Genomic DNA, 15210 nt, shown 5'->3' with positions numbered 1-15210 from the left:
TGGTTTTGGGGTTGTGGGGTGCTGGGTCTTTTGTTGATGTGTGCTCGCCGTTGTTTCCTCCCCCCCCCCCCCCCCCCCCCCCACTGCAGCGACTAGACGCCCGCGGCGAGCGGCTCCGCGCTCGCGGTTCGGGCCGGCTCGCCGAGGACCGAGCACACGTCGCCGCACGGCTCCTCGGCGACGACCGGCGTCGCCGTGAGCGGCGCGCGTGCGACCCGGGTCATGGCCTCGACCACGTCACGTCGCGACGCCGCCATGGGCACGTGGCAGGTGGGCGACTGCGTGACCCCGAGGCGGACGCGCATCTCCGCATGCAGCAGAGCGGCATCGAGCGGATCGATGACCGGCGCCGACGTGTACGTGGCCAGCTCCTTGGCCGCCGGCGACATGCAGCAGCAGCCGAGCACGATCGCGTCGGCGCCGTCCTCCTCCACCGCGGCCCGGACCTGCGCGCCGATGCGTTCGACGATGTCACGCCGCCGAGAGCGCATCCCTACGTACCACCCGTCGGGAGCGGTGACCCCCTCGGCGTACTCGTCAGGGCTGGTGACGTACCTGATCGAGGCGCAGCGGTCGGCCATGAAGCTCTCGCGCATCTGCGCCTTCAGACAGGGGCCGACCCACGGGGGAAGCACGGTCACGATGGAGAAGCGCTCACCGAGGCCACATGCCGTCAGCATGGCCGCCTCACCTGCTCCCACCGCCGGGATCCGCACCGCCGACCGCACCGCGGCCAACCCGTAGTCGGCGACGGAGTTGATGAAGAGCGCGTCGAAGCCCTGTTCCTCCGCCCGGAGCGCCGCCTCAACCGCGGCGACCGACGTCAGCAAGGTGTCCGTCGCGTTGGAGGGCAGCGGAGGGAACGCGAAGCGAACGACCTCGACCTCGACGTCGTCACGCACCAGCGCGGGCGACGGGTCGTAGCCGTCGAGGCCATCCATCAGCAGGTTCGCGATACGCATGGGTCCTCCCGGGGTTAGGTGACGAAAGCGTAAACGATCCGTTCGAAGTAAGTCAAGCCGATAGACTTCCGAACACTCCGTCAGTGATCGTCCAGCACGGCGTACGATGGGTCCTCTCGGTCACGGCGGCTCCACAGCGCACCGGGCCCCGGGTCGAACGCGTCTCCGACCGTCTCCACCGTCGCCCAGTCGAACACGACGGTCCGATACGCGATCCGCCAGACGCCATCGCGGCGCTCGACCCGATCGACGTAACGCCCCTCGACGACGAGGTTCTTCGGAGGCTGCTCCTCGCCCGCGAGGCGATGCGCCGCACGAAAGAAGCACTCGGACCCCGCCTTGTCGCCGTCGACCGTGATCAGCACGTTCGACAGGCTGTGGATCGTCCGCGTCGTCGTGTCGACGACGGCCCGGAACTGCTCGATCGCCTCGTCCGGATCGGCGCGGAACGCGCCGTGCTCGTCGATGGCATCGTCGTGGTAGCAGCTGCGTACCAGGTCCCAGTCGGCCCGATCGACCCCCCGGCAATAGCGGTAGAGGAGCTCGGCGATCTCCTGCTTGGCCAGCAGGGTCTCCAAGGCGGTGGTGGTGGCGATGTTGTCTCCCATCGAGGTCTCCGATCCGATCGTGTAGTTCGGCGCCGGGTCAGCCGGTACCGGCAGCGGTGAGCGCGGGGTTACGCAACCCGAACGCCTCGAGTCGCGGAAGCACTTCCTCGGCGAAGTACGGGAACTCGTCGAGGTAGTTGATGAGCCCCAGCGCGAGCCCGTCGTAACCGGCCTCGCTGAGTTGAGCGAAGCCGCTCGCGACGTCGTCCGGGGTCCCTACGAGCGGCCCGAAGGCCCCGTGGCCCGTGATGAAGTTGACCCGCGCGAGACGGTACTGCTCCTCGGGCAGTACGGCCGCTCCCTCCGGGACCCGCGCGCCCATCTCGACGGCGGCCGAGTTGTACATGCCGAGCGCGCCGAGGAGGTTGTCGACGGCTTCGTCGTCCGCGTTCTCGAGGACGTGGTGGTGGTACTCCTCGGCCTCGGCGCGCGTGGGCCGGCAGATGAAGTGGGCGGTGGCGATGAGGCCGACGTCACGGCCGAACTTGTCGCGGGCCTCAGCCTTGATGTCACGCACGCGGGCCGCGGCCGACTCGAGGGTCGCGGGCGCGTCGAACATGAAGTCGCTGTTGCGAGCAGCGAACGCCCGGCCGGTCGGGGAGAACGCGGCGTTGAAGATCACCGGCTCGCCGTCGTACGGTCCGGGACCCTGGGCGCGATCGACCCGGACGCCCTTGTAGAACCGCCCGTCGAAGTCGGTCGGCTCCTTCGTCCTGCTCCAGAAGACGCGGACGAGGTCCAGCCATTCCTGCGCCTGCTCGTACTGGGTCGCCTTGTCGCCGAGCGCCGTGCCGAACATCGCGGCTTCCTGCTGGTTCCAGCCGCAGACGATGTTAAGGCCGAACCGGCCCTCGAGCAGCTGGTCGACCGCCGCCATCTGCTTCGCGGCCACGAGCGGCGGGAACATCGGCACGTGGACCGTCGCGAAGATCGCGATCTGGCGAGTTGCGTGCGCCAGCCCCGCGGTCCACACGATCGACTCGATCCCGTCCTCGTGGTAGCCGTGTCCGCCCCAGCCGATCCAGCGCGACGCGGGCAGCATGAACTCCAGCCCGGCCTCGTCCGCGAGTCGCGCGAGCGCGATGTTGTTCTCCCAGCTCGCGTGCCAGCGCTCGGGCAGAGCGTTCGCCGAGAGCGCACCCTCGTTGTTGGCGCAGAAGAGCCCCAGCTTGAGCTTGTTGTCGTTGTAGAGGGGGTTCCGCCGACCCATCGTGCTCGTTCGCTCCGTCAGGCCGCCGTAGGCGCTGCCTCGGGCATGATGGCCCGCTCGAGGATCTCGACGCTGCCGGTCGCGCCGTTGACGCGCACGCGATCGCCGGTCCGGATCTGCTGAGTGCCTGTGCGCGTGTTGACTACGCACGGCATCTCGAGCTCGCGCGCGACGACCGCCGCATGGCTCAACACGCCGCCGATGTCGACCACGAGGGCAGCGGAGATGAACATGATCGACGACCAGCTCGGATCCGTGGTCGGCGCGACCAGGATCTCGTCGGGCTGCACCTCGGCGAAGTCCGGGTTCAAGACGACCCGTGCGATGCCCTCGGCCGTTCCCGCGCTCACGCCGACACCGTGGACGACCTGCGCGTCAGCGTCGAGCGGCGCCGCCGGCGCGCCGGCGACCGGCGCCGCGGCGGGGAGACCGCTCCAATCCCCGGGCGTCGTCAGCTGCTGGTACGCATCGCGGCGCTCGCGGCGCCGCCGGACGAGTTCCCTGGCGTCGTCGGGAACGCGCTGGACGATCTCGTCGACGGTCAGGTAGAAGATGTCCTCCGGGTCGTCCAGCGTCCCCTTCGCAGAGAGCAGCTCACCGTGGCGGCGCGCTGCCGCGCGGACGACGTCGAACGCCTGCACGAACGACCGCTTCGCGATCCCCCGCATGGGAAGGCGCTCGCGAGCGAGCCGCAACACCAGCCGCGCCCCCGCCCGGTCGCGAGCGGGCAGCGCTTCGACGACCTCGCGCTCGAGCGCGCTTCGGACCGCGCGTCGCTCGCGGTCGCGCAGCAGCGGGTCGTGCGACCCGTCGCGCTCCGCGTACTGGGCGATGATCCGTCGCAGCGGCTCGTCGTCGTCACGCCAGACCCGGCTCGACAGCTCGCCTTCCGTCGGGCCGTGGAACCCGTGCCGTCGCACCACCTCAGCGACGTCGATCTCGCCGCGCGACGCTCGCCAGATGTCGGTCACGACGGCCATCTCGGCTCCGCCGGAGGCACCCGAGAGCGCGGAGAGGTCACCCACGCCGGCCTTGTCGACGAGCTTGACCAGCGCCTCGTAGACGGGCTGGATCATCGCGACGATGCTGAGCGTCTGCAGCACGATGGCGCGCTCGTGGTACTTCGAGCCCTCGAGCATGAGCGCGACGGCACCGCGCTCGTCGAGCGCCGGTGCCCTGTCGAGCGAGCGGCGCCACCACTCCTCGTACTCGCGTTGCATGCGAGCGAGCATCCGCGGCAGTCGCAGGAAGGCGAGCGGCAGGCGCACCGCGATCATCGGATAGCGGCTTTGGGTCGGGCGGAACGTCATGTCCTCGGGGACGCGACCGAACACGCTCCGTACAGCGTCCGGTCCTGTCGTTCCGGGCATGCGGTCGCCGAGCATCGCGATGTAGTCGATCCGCACTGCGAGGCGGCCGTAGAACACCCGAATGAACCGGTCTTCCACGCGCGCCGGGACGTCCACCTCCGCGCGCGTGAAGCAGCCGAGCTGGTACGCGGACTCGCGGGCCGCGCGTTCCGCGTTCGGCCCGTAGATCGTCCAGCTCAGCGGCGTCTGCACGCCGGGGGCCGCCTCACCGACGTTCGACGTGGTCCAGTGGGTGCTCGGCTCGCTCCAGCTCATGAGCGGGTCCCAGCTGTCGTGCCGGCCGCGCACGTCCTCGCCGCCGTTGCGGCCCGAGGGGCGTTTGCGGCTCCAGACGGTCTCGGGCCGGGCCTGCAGCAGGTACGGCTCTCGCCCACCCGACGGCCCTCGGCCGACCGCCCACTCGATGTCCATCGGGGCCCCGAACCGCTCCTCGATGCGCTTCCCGAGCTCGGCCAGCGCGACCACCTCGGCCTCGTCGAGCGACGGCCGGCGCCGGTCGGCCTCGGGCACGTCGTGCAGTCGTACTTCGCCGCACGCCTCGTCGTAGCGGTAGGCCCGCTCCTTGCTGCCGGTCTCCGCGGAGACGACCTCGAGCGTCGCCTTGTCCACGGCGAACGCGTCGGGGCTCACCTCGCCGCGGACGACGATCTCGCCCAGGCCGAGCGCCGACTCGATGACGATCCGCGATGGGTCGCCGCTCACCGGGTCGAGCGTCATCACCACCCCCGCCGCCTCCGCCGGCACCATCTCCTGGACGACGACGCCCATCGCCAGCCCCTCCAGCGGGACGTTCAGGCGCGCGCGATATCCGATCGCCCGCGGCGTGAACAGACTCGCCCAGCACTTGACGACGTGCCGCTTGACCTCCTCGATGCCGCGGATCCAGAGGTAGGTGTCCTGCTGCCCCGCGAACGACGCGTCCGCGCGGTCCTCCGCCGTCGCGCTCGAGCGCACGGCCACGGGCGTGTCCGATTCCGACCCGAGCTCCCGATACGCGGTCTCTATGTCGGCCGCGGCCTCGTCGAGCAGCGCCTCGGTGAAGAGCGCCTGGATGCGGCCGGACGCCTCCTCGTCTCCTGACGGCGAGCCGGCCAGCGCGAGGGCCTGCTCGATCACGTCCGCGATGCCGGCGACGGCGCGCTTGTACGCCGCGGTCGTCACGGCGAAGCCGGCCGGCACCCGGAGGCCGTGCTCGATGAGGGCACCGAGGCCGGCAGCCTTGCCCCCGACGGCGGCCGCCGCCTCGGGCCCGCACGCTGCCAGAGGGAGGACGTACGGCGAGGGAGACGAGTCGGGCGGCGTCATGGCGCTAGAAGAGCTGCCGGACGATGCCGTGCTCGACGACGCCGAAGCCATCGAGCCCGTCCGCGGTGCGGAAGTCGCAGAACTCGTTGTACGAGCTCAGCGTCGGGCCGTGGCGCTCCCAGCCCATCGGCACCCAGAAGCCCCCGCGCCGGACCCGCGCCCTGATGTCCATCCGGTCGCCGCCCTCGACCCCGAACCGCCCCTCGGCGCACAGACCGCTGGCGTCCCGAACGACCTCGACGCTCGAGATCGGGCGGGCCGCGTCCTCGCCCAGCAGGTAGCCCTCGAGCCGGTCGGTGCCTCCCTCGCCGAGGAACCGCATCGCCGACAGCGAGAAGTCGGGGAAGCTGATGAAGAACCAGACGTACTCGACGATGCCGGTGGACTCGTCGCGGTAGCCCCACGTCCGGTCACGGATGCCGGTGGCCGTCAGCTGCGCCTCGCGCCCCTTGACGACGCACCGGCCTTCGCACGCTGCGGTCTGCTGGTAGTGCTTCACCGGCTCGCCGCCCATCGGGGGGATCACCGGCCCGTAATCGCCAAGCGCGAACTTCGGCCGGCATTCGAGGCTCAGCGTGAGATCCGGGTGATGCACCTCGATCGGGCCGGCCAGGTCGAAGGAGATCGACTCGCCTGCGTAGGACGCCGGCGGCAGCTCCTCGACCACCTCCGCCACGATGCCGCCCAAGCTGACGCTGGCGCGGGCGCGCCGCCCCTTGAAGTTGGGCGACGTCGAGACGTGGATCACTCCGAAGGCGTCCTGGCCCGGATCCCAGAACGCCAGGTAGGCGTTGTCCTTCCACGGCGCCTTGCCGTCCCCGAACGGAACCGACTCGTGGAGCGGGTACGCCAGCGGCCCCCAGCCCGATGCCGTCGTGTCAGCCGTCATCGCGATGCCGTCTCCGTCGGGGCCGGGGTTCCATCGTCATGCGGTGGCGCGGGCGGCGATGCCGAGGTGAGGGCGGACCCAGGCGCCGAGCTTGGCGATGCCCTGGTCGGCTTCGGGCAGGTTGCCGGCCCAGAGCTGAAAGACGTGCGGGATGTCGCTGTAGATGTCGATGCTGACGTCTACGCCGGCTTGGCGGGCGCGGTCGGCGAGGCGCTTGGCGTCGTCGACGAGGATCTCGTCGTCGCTGGCCTGGATGTACAGCGGCGGCAGCCCGGAGAGGTCGGCGTAGAGCGGTGAGGCGATTGGGTCGTCGGCCGCGGTGCCGCCGAGGTAGGCGTCGCGCAGGTAGGTGAAGGTGGCGTCGTCGGAGAGCAGGTCGCGATCGGCGCGCGTCTTGATCGATTCGGCGGTCATCGCCAGGTCGGCCCAGGGCGAGAGCGCCATCGCCGCTGCGGGCAGCGCCTCACCGGCGTCGCGCAGCCGGATCAGCGCGCCGAGGACCAGGCCGCCGCCGAGGCTGTCGCCACCGAAGGCGATCTGCTCGGGCGCGTAGCCCTCGCCCTGGAGCCAGCGGTACGCGCCCAGCACGTCGTCCAGCGCGGCCGGGAACGGATGCTCGGGCGCCAGGCGGAAGTCGACGCTGAGCGCCGGGCATCCGGCCGCCACGACCAGGTGGCTGACCAGCCCCTGGTGCGTGCGCGCCGAGCCGACCACGCCGCCGCCCCCGTGGACGTAGAGGATGACGCGCGACGTGTCGGCGCCGGGGCCTTCCTGCCACAACGCACGACAGCCCCCGGCATCGACCTCGCGGACCGTCGTGTCAGGCGCCTGCGTGGCGAACGTGCCCATGATGTCACCACCGGCCCGACGCTGCTCGAGCGTCATCTCACCGATCACGCCCGCGCGCAGCGCGCGCAGCTGCTCGTTCAGCTGGATCGCCTCAGCACTCGCCACAACAACCACCTCTTCGAAGATCGCTAGATCGTTGGGAGCCTGCTAACGCATAGTACACGAACTGACGCCTTGTTATGAATCTGAGCCTCCGGCAGCCGACTGGCCGCCGGCTACCGATTGCCGATGAAGTTGCCGGCCTCTTCCCCCGGCGCCTGCAGCCCGAGGAGGGTCGCCAGAAGCTGGCTCGCAGGGTTGCTGACCGGCATCGGGTTGTCGGGCGGCAGTGCACCGAGCTCGATCATCAGCCGGCCGGCACGCATCATCAGGATCGAGAGACGCAGCCCGGCGAACGCCTCCCAGAAGTCCACGTCGTCGGCCGTCCGTCCGGTGAGCTCCTCGTACCGAGCGATCAGCTCCGGCCGGCTCTGCAACCCATCGGGCACGGGGAGCCCGAGCCCTTCGTGGTAGTAGCGCACGAAGAACAAGAACCAGCCGAGATCGAGGCCCGGCGGCGCGATGGCGGCCGACTCCCAATCCAGCACCGCCTGCACCGAGAGGTCGTCGCCGTAGATGATGTTGCCGATCCGCGGGTCGCCCCAAGCGAGGACGAGCCGGTCGTCCGCGGGGCGGTTCGCCTTGGCCCAGTCGAAGGCTGCATCGATGGTCGTCGTGCCTGCGCCCCCGGCCCGGGCCCACTCGTAGTAGTCCTCCCAGTGGGCGATCTGCTGGTCGAGTCCCGGCGGCCCGAACTCCGGCTCGTCGAGGAACGACAGGCCGGCCGCCTGCCAGTCGACGTCCTGGATCTGCTTGATGACCTCGAGCGCCCGGTCGTAGAGCTTCGCGCGGTCCTCCGGCGCCAGGTCCACCACCCAGCCCGCCGCGACGTACGGCGGGTCGTCCGCGGGGACGTCACCGTAGGCGCGATCGACGACCATGAACGGCGACCCGAGCACGCCCGGGTCCTCCTCCAGCCAGCGAACCCGCGGCACGGCGATGTCGGTGTGCTCGCCGAGAGCAGCGAGCAGCGCGTACTCGCGTGCCACGTCGGGCTTCTTCGGCATGCCCGGCCCCGACGGCTCGACGCGCGCGACGAGATCGAGCTCGTTCCTCTCGTCGCCGCCCTGCCAGCGCGCCTTGAAGAGGATCGTCATCATCGACAGACCGGCGGACTTCGGGATCTCGACGTCGGTGACCTCGACGTCGGCCGCACCCGGGATCCGCGCACGCAACCACTCGGCGAGCGCGGCGCCTGCCTGCGCCGGCTCGAGCGTGTTGACAAGAGCCATCGCGCCTCCCTCTACTCAGGTTCCCGCGCGCTGACGAGCACGATCGCTCATGGCGCGCTGGTACGTGTCCCACCACATCTCCTGGTAGGTGACGTGGCAGGCTCGCCCGTCGTCGTCCTCCCAGCGATACACCGTGTCGTAGAAGGCCGAGTTCGGCCACGCCGGCATGGGCGCGGCGGCGATCGCCTCGCCCCTGAAGCGGTGCACGTCGCCGGCCTCGTCGGTCACCTCGATCTCCTGCCTCGTCGCCACGTGAGTGCGGGGATGCTGCTCGAGCACGTTGCGCCGCACGCGCGTCGCCTCCCTCCCCTCGCCGTTGACGTACATCCAGGCGTAGTGGTGCATCGGCGCGCCCTCGGGGAGGTCATAGAGGCCCGCCCACGCCGGGTCCGCGTCCGCGTCCTCGAACGAGACCGTGTTGCACGCGAGGTCGGGGCCGAAGTACATCGGCGACCAGGCGATCGGCGGGATGCGCCGGGCACCGCCGGGATCTTCGGTGCGGACCTGACGCCACGAGCGGTCGCGCGGCGCGTAGCAGTCCACCGCGAAGCGCTCGCCGCGGACGGCCAGCTCGCCGACGCAGTGCATGAACTGCTCGCTGCCACCCGGCCGCCGGAGCGGGTCGGCGTGATCGTCCTCGCCCGGGACGACATGGCCGCGCGAGAACAGCGGCGTGACCGCCGTCTGCACCACGTCCATCTCGGTCGTGCCGTCGGGGCTGCGATACGTGAGGCGGACTTCGCGCCCCGGCTCGGTGAAGTCGAGGCACAGCCCGTTGGCCGACGTGATCGAGTTCCCGTCGACCGTCGGATACGGCATCGTGATCTGGTAGTCGAGGAACTCCATGTCGAGCGGATGGACGTTGTCCATCCCGCGGAAGAACGCGACGCCGCCGATGCACGACGCGAGCGCCGGCTGGTAGCGGATGTAGACGAAGCCGCCGAGCTCCGCCTCGGCGACTGACAGCCCGAAGTAGTGCGTGTGGACCGTGTGGTGGTCCCACTTCTCGCCCTCCGCCGGCAGCGAAACCAGCAGGTCCGTCTCCGGCGGCTGGAGCACGAACGACAACGCTGCCTACTGACCTGCGGTCGCGGCAGTGGCCGCGACCGTTCGCACGTCGAAGTCGGCGAGATTCGGCCGCTGCATGATCTCGAAGAAGTGCTCACGACTCCACGGCCACATGACGGGTAGGTCGTTCTTGCCGACGTACCAGCTCACGCACTGGGTCCAGACGGTGCTCGGCAGCGCTCCCGCCAACTCGTGGAGGAAGGTGTCCGTAGCCGCTTGGGTCGGTGTGAGCGAGACGAGGTCGTGCGTCCGCATCTCCTCGACCGCGTTCGCGATGTAGCCGGCTTGCGCCTCGGCCGTCTCCTGCGGGCTGACGTGCGTCAGACACGAGTAGGGGCCCATGATCATGTAAAGGTTCGGCATCTTCGGGAGCCCGATCGTGCGGTAGCTGAAGACTCCCTCGCGCCACAGGTCGTCGACCGTCACGCCGTCCTCGCCGATGACCTTCATCGGCCGCATGTAGGCATGGCTGTCGAAGCCGGTCGCCAGCACAAGCACGTCGAGCTCGTGGAGCCGCCCGTCGGTGGTCACGACGCCGTTCTCGCGGATGTGGTCCACCCCGTAGGGCACCACGGTGACGTTCGGACGCTGCACCGCCTTGTAGAAGGACGACGACATGACGGTCCGCTTGCACAGCGGCGGATACGTCGGCGTGAGGATCGCGCGGAGCTCGGGGTCGCGAACGGAGCGCAGGTGCGTGCGAACGATCCATGCCCAGAACCGCCGCTGCCAGCAGTCGCCGATCGACGCCCTCCCGAGGAAGTAGGCGTTCACGTCGTTGACCTTCCGCCGCACCCACCGCGCCAGCCGCGGCGAGCGGTCCAGCACGCGGACGAAAGGCTTCGGCAGGTTGACGTCGGGCAGCGGGAAGATCCATTGCGCGGTCCGCTGGAACAGCGTGAGCGCGCCGCTCGTCTCGCTCATGGCGCTCGTGACCTGCACTCCGCTCGAGCCGGTGCCGATGACGCCGACCCGCTTGCCCGCGTGCTCGACGCTGTGGTCCCACTTCGCCGTGTGCAGCACCGGGCCGGCGAACGACTCCAGGCCGGCGAGCTTCGGGACGTTCGGCTGGTGCAGGAACCCGGTGGCGTGCACGACGACCTCGTAGCGGTGGTGCTCGGCATCGGCGGTCGTCAGGACCCACGCATCGTCGTCCCACCGGCACTCGACGACCTCGGCGTTCAGGCGGACGTGCTGACGGAGGTCGTGCTGGTCGACGGTGTTCACGAGCTGCCGCTGGATCTCGGAGCCGGGAGCCAGCAGCTTCGTCCAGCCTCCCTGCCCGGGCGCCCACGACAGGCAGTAGCCGAACAGAGGAACGTCGCACTTGAGGCCCGGGTAGGTGTTCTCCCGCCACGTCCCGCCGACCTCGTGCCCCTTCTCGAAGATCGTGAAGGGGATCCCGGACTCGCGCAGCCGGTGCGCGACCGCGACGCCGGAGAACCCGGCGCCGATGATCGCCACGCGCGGCCGGCCGGCGCCGTTCGATCCACTCATGCGTTCACCATTTCCCTCTGGATTCGTTGGGTCATCAACTGGACCGTCGTTCGCTACGCGGGCGAGGAGCGATCGTCGCCATGCGGGCCGCCCGCCGCCGAAGCGTCTCCTCGAGCGCGTCCCGCCGCGCGTGGGACTGCGCGCGATGAGACGCGTCCCGCGCAGCCACGGTGAACCTGCTGAGGACCCTCGGCACCGTCGGCACCTTAGCTCGCGGAAGATGCGGTGTCAATCATCTAACGCACTGTCATCGGACAGTGGTACTGTCGGCCGATGAGGTCTTCACGGGCCGGCCGTCCGGTCATCGTCGGGGTTGGACAGACCGTCTTGCGCAACGCCGAGCCGCACGAGGCGAAGGAGCCGGTGGCGCTGATGGCCGCCGCCCTGCAGAGCGCCGCCGAGGATGCCGCGATCGGCGAGGCGGCGCTGTCCGCACTCCAGAGCGTTGACGTCGTGAACATCATGTCGTGGCCGTATGCCGACCCCGCGGGTGAGCTGGCGGCGCACGTCGGCGCGAAGCCCGACCGTGCCGTCGAAAGCGCCCCCGGCGGCGAGCGGCCGACGGCGTTGATCGACGAGGCCGCGGCGCGCATCGCGGCCGGCGAGATCACGGCCGCCGCGATCTGCGGCGCCGAAGCGTTCCGCACAATCGGGAAGGCGCATGCTCAGGGGCTCCGCCTCGCGTGGGGAAAGCGCTCCGATCAGCCGCCGATCGACCTGCGCGACATCGTCCACCCGCAGGCGTGGCGGCACGGCCTGCGTGCGCCGGTGCGTGTCTACCCGCTCTTCGAGAACGCCTTTCGGGCAGCGCACGGGCAGGCGCTCGAGGCGGCGCAACAGGAATCGGCGGAGATGTGGGCGGACTTCTCGGCGATCGCCGCGCGCAACCCCGCCGCCTGGTTCACCGAGCCGAGGACGCCGGAGGAGATCGCGACCCCGGGCCCCGCCAACCGCATGATCGCCTTTCCGTACCCGAAGCTGATGAACCCGCTCATCGCCGTCGACCAGGCCGCCGCCGTGATCGTGATGGACGCTGAGCGTGCCGCTGAGCTGGGCGTGCCCGAGGAGCGCATGGTGCACCTGTGGGGCGCGGCAGGCGCCACCGACCGCCGTGATCCCCTCGCGCGCGTCGGCTACAAGCGGTCGCCGGCCATGAACGCGACGCTCGACGGGGCGCTGGCGGCGAGCGGACTGACCGCTGAGGCGATCGATCTGTACGAGATCTACAGCTGCTTCCCGTGCGTGCCGAAGATGGCGCGCGAGCAACTGGCGCTCCCGGCCGACAAGCCGTTGACCGTCGCCGGCGGGCTCACGTTCTTCGGCGGCCCCGGCAACGAGTACATGCTCCATGGCACGGTCGCGATGGTGGAGGCTCTCCGGCGCGGAGCGGGACGACACGGGCTGCTCTATGGCCAAGGCGAGTTCGTCACGAAGCACCACGCACTGACGCTCAGCGTCGAGCCGGCGCCGCAGGGCTACGTCCCCGGAGACGACGGCGGCGCCCGCCAGGCGGCGGTCGCCGCCGAGCCGTCGCCGGCGATCGCGGACACGCCGGCCGGAGAAGCCACGATCGAGACGTACACCGCGGTCTGGAACCGCGAGGGTGAGCCCGACCGCGGCATCGTGGTGGGCCGACTCGTCGCCGAGGGCAGCCGCTTCGTCGCCTACACCCCGCCGGACGATCGCGACGCGTTTAACCTGCTCGTCTCCGGCGAGGTCGAGCCGGTGGGCCTCAGCGGGACGGTGACGGAGGGTGAGCGGTTCAACGTGTTCACTCCCCGCTGAGCTGCGGCGGCCCGGCCTTGGCCGACAGCCGACGGCCTACGGACGCGCGCGTGTACTACGCGCGCGCCCGCGGCCACCTTCGCGACGGCCTACTCGACGTTCCAGGCCTTGAGGAAGGCGTCGCTGTAGCCGGGCGGGTCGATCGACTCCGGCGTGACCGTGTCCTTCGTGATCAGCCGCGTCGCGTTCCCCGGGGTCGGGTCGTCGATCTTCTCTCCGACCGAGAGCTGGGCGAGCAGATGCGCCTCGCGCCACTGGTGGGTGCTCTCGCCGCCGATCATAGCCGTCCACTCACCCTTCTCGAGGGACTGCAGGTCGTTCTGGAACGGGAAGCTGCCGATGAGCTTGACCTTGTCGGTGAGACCAGCCGACTTCAGCTTGGGGTAGAGCCCCCCGAAGAAGACCGTGCCCGCCATCGCCAGGTACTTGACGTCTGGGTTCTTCTGCAGGAACGCCGCGATCGTCGACACGTTCTCGGTCGGGGGCTTCGCCAGGCTGACGAGCACATCCTCCGACTTGGTCCCCTCGCCGTATTCCTTGAGCCCGTCCTTGATGCCCATCGCGATCTCCGACAGCGTCGGCGTGGTCTTGTCGTACACGACCGCCACGTTCGTCGGCTCGCCGGCGTCCGCGATGATGGCGGCCCCCTGATCCTTGCCGAGCGCGACGAAGGCCGCCGCGTTCTGCGTCGACGCTACGGCGCCCGGGACCGGGTTCCCGTTGGGCGTCTCGGCGCCGACCGCGACGACCGGGATCCCCGCGGCCTCGGCCTCTTGCAACGCCTTGCCCGTCGTAGCCGCCGGGAAGACGAACGTCGCCACGATGTAGTCGGGCTTGCTCCTGATGGCCTCGTTCAGCGCCCGGGCCATGTCGGTTGGGCCCTTCGTGACGTCGTAGTCGTGGACCTTGAGGCTCCACCCCAGCGCCTTGACCGGCTCCGCCAGCGCGCCGGGCGTGCACGACGGGACGGCGCAGTTCACCTGGGCCACACGCTTGCCCTTCGGCGGCGTCTTGGGGAGCGCCGCGACCTCGTACTGCGGCGGGTTCGCCAGCTCCTCGGCCCGCTTCTTCGCCTCGGCGATGCCGCCGGTCGCGGTGGGCTCGGCAGCTGCGGTGGTGGCGGCAGAACCCGAGCTCCCGCCCTCGGCCTCTTCGTCGTCGCCGCAGGCGGCCACACCGCCCGCGAGCACGAGCGCTACCAGACACGCCCCCAGGCGCGCACTGACTCCATTGAACATCGATGCTCCTTCCGAAGACCTTGCCGGCCGCTGTCGGCCGTTCACTAACGCTATGTCATTCTCATACGTCTCGTCAAGAATCAGCGTTGCGTGTAGGCTCTGAGATCCTCGTCAGCAATGGCAGCCGCACGCGAAGGAGTCCTCATGAAGATCGGTATCGGCACGCTGGGGTTCGGCGACACCGCACGCCCCGACATAGCCAAAGCGCTTGCCACGGGCTGCGACGAGCTGGGTTTCGCGACCCTCTGGGCGGGCGAGCACATCGTCTTCCCGGAGACGTTCGAATCGCCGTACCCGTACGCGCGCGGCGCGGAGATCCCCGTCGACTACACGACACCTGCGCTCAATCCGCTCCCTGCGTTCGCGTACTGCGCCTCGATCACCGAGCGGCTCCGGTTCGCGACGGGCGTGCTGCTGGTGCCCCACTACAACCCGCTGCTCTTGGCGAAGCTCGTCGCCACCGTCGATTGCCTGAGCACCGGGCGCTTCGTCCTCGGGATCGGCGTCGGATGGCTGCGGGAGGAGTTCGAGGCGATGCAGCCGCCTTCCAACCCCTTGCCCTGGGAGGGCCGCGGCAAGCGCACGCGCGAGTACGTCGAAGCCATGCGCGCGCTCTGGGAGCAGCCCTCGAGCACGTACCGCGGCGAGTTTGTCTCCTTCGAGAACGTCCTCTGCTATCCGAAGCCGGTCAACGGCACGATCCCGATCGTCTACGGCGGGCACTCGGACCTCGCGCTCAAGCGCGCCGCGCGTTACTGCAACGGCATCTTCCTCTACAACCTCACGCCGGACGAGACCACCGAGCGAATCAGCGTCCTGCGCGAGCTGCTCGACGAGCAGGGGCGCTCGGACGAGGACTTCGAGATCGTGATCGGCGGCCTCTTCGACATGACGCCGGACATGATCGGCGACTACGCCGCGACGGGCGCCCACGAGCTCATGCTGCAGCCGCACCACCTCGCCGCCGCGGGCGGCGGCTTCTATGCGCGCGTGGACGAGGCGGTAGGAGCCGATGCGATTCGCCCGGCGCTCGAGCAGCTCGCCGAGGAGTGGGTGCAGCCGGCCGCGAAGCTCGAGGCCGCCGCATGATCGGCGCGT

General features: G+C 70.1%; 12 protein-coding genes. 2 read left to right on the top strand and 10 right to left on the bottom strand.

The window, feature by feature from the left end; all coding sequences use genetic code 11:
• Positions 1-92: 92 nt before the first annotated feature.
• The 9 genes from AC1UE4_RS23680 to AC1UE4_RS23640 form a co-directional block, all read right to left on the bottom strand.
• Positions 93-962: an aspartate/glutamate racemase family protein gene (locus AC1UE4_RS23680; RefSeq protein WP_482919795.1), complete on the bottom strand. Its 870-nt coding sequence runs from the start codon at positions 960-962 to the stop codon at positions 93-95.
• 80 nt (positions 963-1042) lie between these two features.
• Positions 1043-1570 carry a nuclear transport factor 2 family protein gene (locus AC1UE4_RS23675; RefSeq protein WP_482919794.1) on the bottom strand — a complete coding sequence of 176 codons (528 nt, stop codon included), beginning with the start codon at positions 1568-1570 and terminating at the stop codon, positions 1043-1045.
• Positions 1571-1607: 37 nt separating this feature from the next.
• Positions 1608-2780, bottom strand: coding sequence for an LLM class flavin-dependent oxidoreductase (locus AC1UE4_RS23670; protein WP_482919793.1), 1173 nt, complete (start codon positions 2778-2780; stop codon positions 1608-1610).
• A gap of 17 nt (positions 2781-2797) precedes the next feature.
• Positions 2798-5455 carry a PEP/pyruvate-binding domain-containing protein gene (locus AC1UE4_RS23665; RefSeq protein WP_482919792.1) on the bottom strand — a complete coding sequence of 886 codons (2658 nt, stop codon included), beginning with the start codon at positions 5453-5455 and terminating at the stop codon, positions 2798-2800.
• A gap of 4 nt (positions 5456-5459) precedes the next feature.
• Entirely contained in the window at positions 5460-6344 is an 885-nt protein-coding gene (locus tag AC1UE4_RS23660) for a DUF7064 domain-containing protein (RefSeq protein WP_482919791.1), read from the bottom strand.
• 36 nt (positions 6345-6380) lie between these two features.
• Positions 6381-7298, bottom strand: coding sequence for an alpha/beta hydrolase fold domain-containing protein (locus AC1UE4_RS23655; protein ID WP_482919790.1), 918 nt, complete (start codon positions 7296-7298; stop codon positions 6381-6383).
• Between the two features lie 110 nt (positions 7299-7408).
• Positions 7409-8524, bottom strand: a complete 1116-nt coding sequence (locus tag AC1UE4_RS23650) for a phosphotransferase family protein (RefSeq protein WP_482919789.1) — start codon at positions 8522-8524, stop codon at positions 7409-7411.
• A 15-nt stretch (positions 8525-8539) separates the two neighbouring features.
• Positions 8540-9583, bottom strand: a complete 1044-nt coding sequence (locus AC1UE4_RS23645; protein WP_482919788.1) for a DUF7064 domain-containing protein — start codon at positions 9581-9583, stop codon at positions 8540-8542.
• 15 nt (positions 9584-9598) lie between these two features.
• On the bottom strand, positions 9599-11089 hold the full coding sequence (locus AC1UE4_RS23640; RefSeq protein WP_482919787.1) for a flavin-containing monooxygenase: 1491 nt from the start codon (positions 11087-11089) through the stop codon (positions 9599-9601).
• Between the two features lie 372 nt (positions 11090-11461).
• Between AC1UE4_RS23640 and AC1UE4_RS23635 the strand changes: the two genes are divergently transcribed.
• Entirely contained in the window at positions 11462-12874 is a 1413-nt protein-coding gene (locus AC1UE4_RS23635; protein WP_482919786.1) for a TLP1 C-terminal extension domain-containing protein, read from the top strand.
• 89 nt (positions 12875-12963) lie between these two features.
• On the opposite strand, the gene AC1UE4_RS23630 is transcribed toward AC1UE4_RS23635, so the two are convergent.
• Positions 12964-14064 (bottom strand): sugar ABC transporter substrate-binding protein, encoded by a 1101-nt coding sequence (locus AC1UE4_RS23630; RefSeq protein ID WP_482919785.1) that lies wholly within the window; start codon positions 14062-14064, stop codon positions 12964-12966.
• 192 nt (positions 14065-14256) lie between these two features.
• On the opposite strand from AC1UE4_RS23630, the gene AC1UE4_RS23625 reads away from it, so the two are divergent.
• Positions 14257-15201, top strand: coding sequence for an LLM class F420-dependent oxidoreductase (locus AC1UE4_RS23625; protein WP_482919784.1), 945 nt, complete (start codon positions 14257-14259; stop codon positions 15199-15201).
• Positions 15202-15210: the final 9 nt, after the last annotated feature.

This window comes from Parviterribacter kavangonensis (assembly GCF_056863335.1).
Note: the sequence above shows the minus strand (reverse complement) of the source record. Positions and strands in the feature narration are given on the sequence as shown.